The organism is Cryobacterium sp. MLB-32 (assembly GCF_000738085.1).
Lineage (GTDB): Bacteria > Actinomycetota > Actinomycetes > Actinomycetales > Microbacteriaceae > Cryobacterium.
In genome coordinates, this window is sequence record NZ_JPRS01000133.1 from 1 (window position 1) to 3,748 (window position 3,748).

A 3,748-nucleotide genomic window follows, 5' to 3' on the forward strand; every position below is an offset into this window, starting at 1 on the left:
GCACTTAGCCAAGTACACACTTGGTGCCATTTTTCGCACCGCTTGAGCGCATCAACGCGATCATTCTGAATGGCCCTGTCGAAAAAGGTGCCGGCGCAGTGTTCGCAGCCGTCTTCTCGGGAGTCGCTGACAAGGTCTGGTGAGCTCAGGCTGGGCAATGTGACTAACGATCTTCGCCTGTGCAGAGGTTGTCTGTTGTCGCCGAGCGAATGCCAATCAAGGTTCCCGTTGCGGGATCACTTATCGGGATTCGTATATCTCGCGACGATGTCCGTGTCGGAGGATGAGCACGATTAACAGGTCGTCGTGAATCTCGTAAATGATGCGGTAATCACCCGTTCGGACCCGCCATTCGCCAGAGCCTCCGACGAGTTGGATTGCTTTGGGTGGCCGCGGATCGTCGGCCAAGAGGTCGAACGCTGCTTGAACTCTCCGGCGGACCTGCGGATCGAACTTGCACAGTTGCCGTTCGGCGGCTGGTGCGATCTTCACCGAGTACGTCATACGAGGCCGAGGTCCGCCTTCACCTGTTCCCAGGGGGTCGGTTCGCTTTTCGTGCGACGCATCTCTTCACGCGATTCCTCAGCGGCACGAATATCGGCCATGTCTTCGGCCAATTCAATGAGGCGCTCTAAATCGTCGACGTCGATAACAGCCGCGACTCGCCGCCCGCGGCGAGACAAGAAAACCGGCTGGTGCTCGGTGCGAGCGCGGTCGATGATCGATGCGAGCTGGTCGCGTGCATCAGAGACGCTGACGGGAACTGTGGTCGACATGTACCAATCGTACATTTCACCTAACGACTGTACAAGAGATCTTCAAATGTACAACGAGTCGCCCGCTCGACGTTCCCCTCTGACACGGCCTCAGGGTGTTCGGCAGTTGCGTTGATCAGGCCCAGATCTGTCGCGGGAGCCGTCCCTCTTGCGGGCCTGCCCAAGTCGTGAGCAGATAGGCTTCCCCGGAACGCGGGGACGGTGAATGAGTTGAACAAGTCAGACATGATCCCTGGGCGGCCGCGGCTCAGCGGGCGCGCGCCCTCGGTCCCCTCTCGGGAATCTTAATGACCCTCGGCTTTATTTCCGGAGGAGCCTATTTTGTTTCGGGCGCAACCGCCGAAACGGTCCAGCCATGGTTGTACGCTCTCCTCGCCGCAGCGATCCTGCTGTTCTCCGTGGTCATGTTTCTGTCGTGCGCAGTGCTTGTGGGGGCGGTTCGCGAAGAGACGGCCGGGTACACAACGACGGGCGGCATGTCACCGCACGTGCCTCAACTTAACTATCTGACGGGGGAAGTTGTCAGAGAGGTTGGGCAGCCTTTGACAGGCGCCCAGAATACGTGCCCGAAGAAGCGCCTCTGATAGCGGTATCACGAACGCGAATCCCTGTGAGGTGCTTTAGTGGCAGGCCGTGTGCGGCGGGCATGGCTGTCACGGTGGATACCTTCGGGGCCTACTCCGGAGCGGGCCGTTCGGACATCTCAGGTGCACGCTTCGGCTTCCGCTTCGCTGGTCAGCGTTGTCAGCCTGCCACCCCACCAGACCATCCGTCGGCATCGCTGGGTGGTCATTGTGCTCTTTCGCGCCGGCACTGTTTCGACGGCTCAGGTTTCAGTCGCCCAAGGAATGGAAAGAAGGACAGACCGGTCGGCTGATCGCGCCGGGGCTCAGGCACACCGCGTGAACGTGGCGATCCTGAACGCCTCCATCACGTCAGCCTCGTGGCATCGGGAACATTTTCGACGCCCGGCCCGTTGTCGTGAGCATGACAACTATCGGAATCATCGGTGCAGGAAACATTGGCAGCCAGGTCGCCCGCAAGGCGATCGAGAGCGGCTACGACGTCGTGATCAGTAATTCCCGCGGCCCCGAGACGCTCGCGTCCCTCGTCGCCGAGCTCGGCCCGAAGGCTACCGCCGGAACCGCCGCGCAGGCGGCACAGGCTGCCGACGTCGCGGTCGTGACCGTGCCGCTCAAGGCTTATGCGGACGTTCCGGTCCAGCCGCTCGCCGGCAAGATCGTCATCGACACCAACAACTACTACTTCGAACGCGACGGCCGCATCGAGGCCCTCGACAACGGCGAGGCGACCGTTACCGGCATGCTGCAGGAGCACCTACCGACTTCGCGCGTGGCAAAGGGCTTCAATCACATCACGGCCGCCGACATCACCGCTGACTCGTTCCCGACCGGTGACCCGGCACGGCGTGCGCTCGCTACATCGTCCGACTTTGCGGATGCCTCCGACTTCGTCACGAAGCTGTACGACGAATTCGGTTTTGACACCGTGAACATCGGTGCACTGTCCGAGAGCTGGCGCGTCGAGCGCGACCGTCCGGCCTTTGGCACGCGACAGAACATTGCTGAGCTCGAGGCCAACCTGGCAAAGGCACCGCGCACGATCTGATTCCGGCGCCGCAGTCTCCCCCTCTGATTCGGAGCATAAATAGCCCTCATAGTTCTTCTCGACCTCCGCTTGGAGCCGGATGCCGTCTTCTGCGCGCCGGCCGTGCTGAGAGACATCCTCGCCGGGCCCCGAGCGTTTGACGGGTGCCTAGGCGTTGAAGTGTTGGTCGATGCCGAAGACCCCGCCCACCTGATCCTGATGGAGCGGTGGGCTTCGGCCGAAGCCGACGCCGACGCCGAGTACCGGGAATGGCGCACCGTCGCGGGCGCGACCGAACTGGGCTCGCTTCTCGTCAGTGGCGCCCGGGTCGCGCACGTCACGACCGCCAGCGACATCTGATCCAGATATGCATTGGACGACCTAGTGCAAGAGACCACGCGTGACGGCAGGATGTTGCGCCCTCCCGGAGAACGACCGACGCGTTGCTCGAGCAGGCTCCACATCGACGGCGAAGGAGCCGGGAACTCTGCGAGGAGATCATTTAGGCTTTCGTTCATGCCCGATATTCGAATCGTTCAGGCTGGTCCCGAGCTTGCTCCGGAGATAGCTCGCATCCATGTAGCCGCGCGAAATGCGTACTACTCGAACAGCCCTCGGCTGCTGGAGGTTCCCGGTCAGGAGTGGGACTTCGAACCGGTGTGGCGGAACCGTCTCATATCGGCCGAGTACACCGTCATGGCGGCCTCTCAAGGTGGTCCGGTCCTTGGCTTCGCTGCCATGGCAGCCACGTCACTTCCGGATGATGCGCGAGCCGACGCTTTCGAGTTGGTCAGTCTCTACGTGGAGCCGCACGCCTGGGGCCAGGGAATCGGCGGCCGACTTTATGAAGCCTTTGAGGCCACATGGCTGGCCACTGATTCCGATACTGCCGTCCTCGAGGTGTGGAGCGAGAACGACCGTGCGATTCGCTTTTACGCGTCTCGGGGCTGGCACCCAGACGGTCACGCACGGCCTGCACCCGAAGGAACAACGTTCATTCGGATGATCCAGTCTCGCCTCGGGCCCGTGGAACCGACAAGCGACCGCTGAGGAGATCCCAAGTATTGGCGCGGCAGAGGTTGTTCCTCTGCGAAGCCTCAAGGAAGCCCAGCCCTAGTTCTGCAACGTGTCCCAAAACCGTGTCGCTCGAGGTCTATCTTGCGCACCATCTGCGGCACAGCGTGGGTGCGATGCGGAACAATGGTCTCGATGACGAATTTAGATTTGGCCTGCGCTCGACTGGCATTGTCACCGCTGACTCCTGAGGATCTCGAATCAGTCTTTGGCGTTTACAGCGATCCCAACACGTGGCAGCACCTGCCCGTGGGGCGTCACCACACTCGAGAGCAGTCCAGACAGATCAT

The 3,748-nt window shown here is 61.5% G+C and carries 6 protein-coding genes; 4 read left to right on the forward strand and 2 right to left on the reverse strand.

The window, feature by feature from the left end:
• Nucleotides 1–240: 240 nt before the first annotated feature.
• The gene (locus JF66_RS12945; protein ID WP_035878799.1) at nt 241–504 is read right to left on the reverse strand and encodes a type II toxin-antitoxin system RelE/ParE family toxin; all 264 of its coding nucleotides are present in this window, start codon (nt 502–504) and stop codon (nt 241–243) included.
• Nucleotides 501–776: a type II toxin-antitoxin system Phd/YefM family antitoxin gene (locus JF66_RS12950; RefSeq protein WP_035840177.1), complete on the reverse strand. Its 276-nt coding sequence runs from the start codon at nt 774–776 to the stop codon at nt 501–503. Before JF66_RS12950 ends, JF66_RS12945 begins: the two co-directional genes overlap by 4 nt.
• 287 nt (nt 777–1,063) lie before the next feature.
• Here JF66_RS12950 and JF66_RS12955 point away from each other — a divergent pair, with 287 nt between their 5' ends.
• The 4 genes from JF66_RS12955 (at nt 1,064) to JF66_RS21785 (ending at nt 3,434) form a co-directional block, all read left to right on the forward strand.
• Nucleotides 1,064–1,360 carry a hypothetical protein gene (locus JF66_RS12955; RefSeq protein WP_035878803.1) on the forward strand — a complete coding sequence of 99 codons (297 nt, stop codon included), beginning with the start codon at nt 1,064–1,066 and terminating at the stop codon, nt 1,358–1,360.
• Between the two features lie 403 nt (nt 1,361–1,763).
• Entirely contained in the window at nt 1,764–2,405 is a 642-nt protein-coding gene (locus JF66_RS12965) for an NADPH-dependent F420 reductase (RefSeq protein WP_035878810.1), read from the forward strand.
• Nucleotides 2,406–2,507: 102 nt separating this feature from the next.
• On the forward strand, nt 2,508–2,744 hold the full coding sequence (locus JF66_RS12970; protein ID WP_231556417.1) for an antibiotic biosynthesis monooxygenase: 237 nt from the start codon (nt 2,508–2,510) through the stop codon (nt 2,742–2,744).
• Nucleotides 2,745–2,900: 156 nt separating this feature from the next.
• The gene (locus JF66_RS21785) at nt 2,901–3,434 is read left to right on the forward strand and encodes a GNAT family N-acetyltransferase (protein ID WP_051973513.1); all 534 of its coding nucleotides are present in this window, start codon (nt 2,901–2,903) and stop codon (nt 3,432–3,434) included.
• The last annotated feature ends 314 nt before the right edge of the window (nt 3,435–3,748 follow it).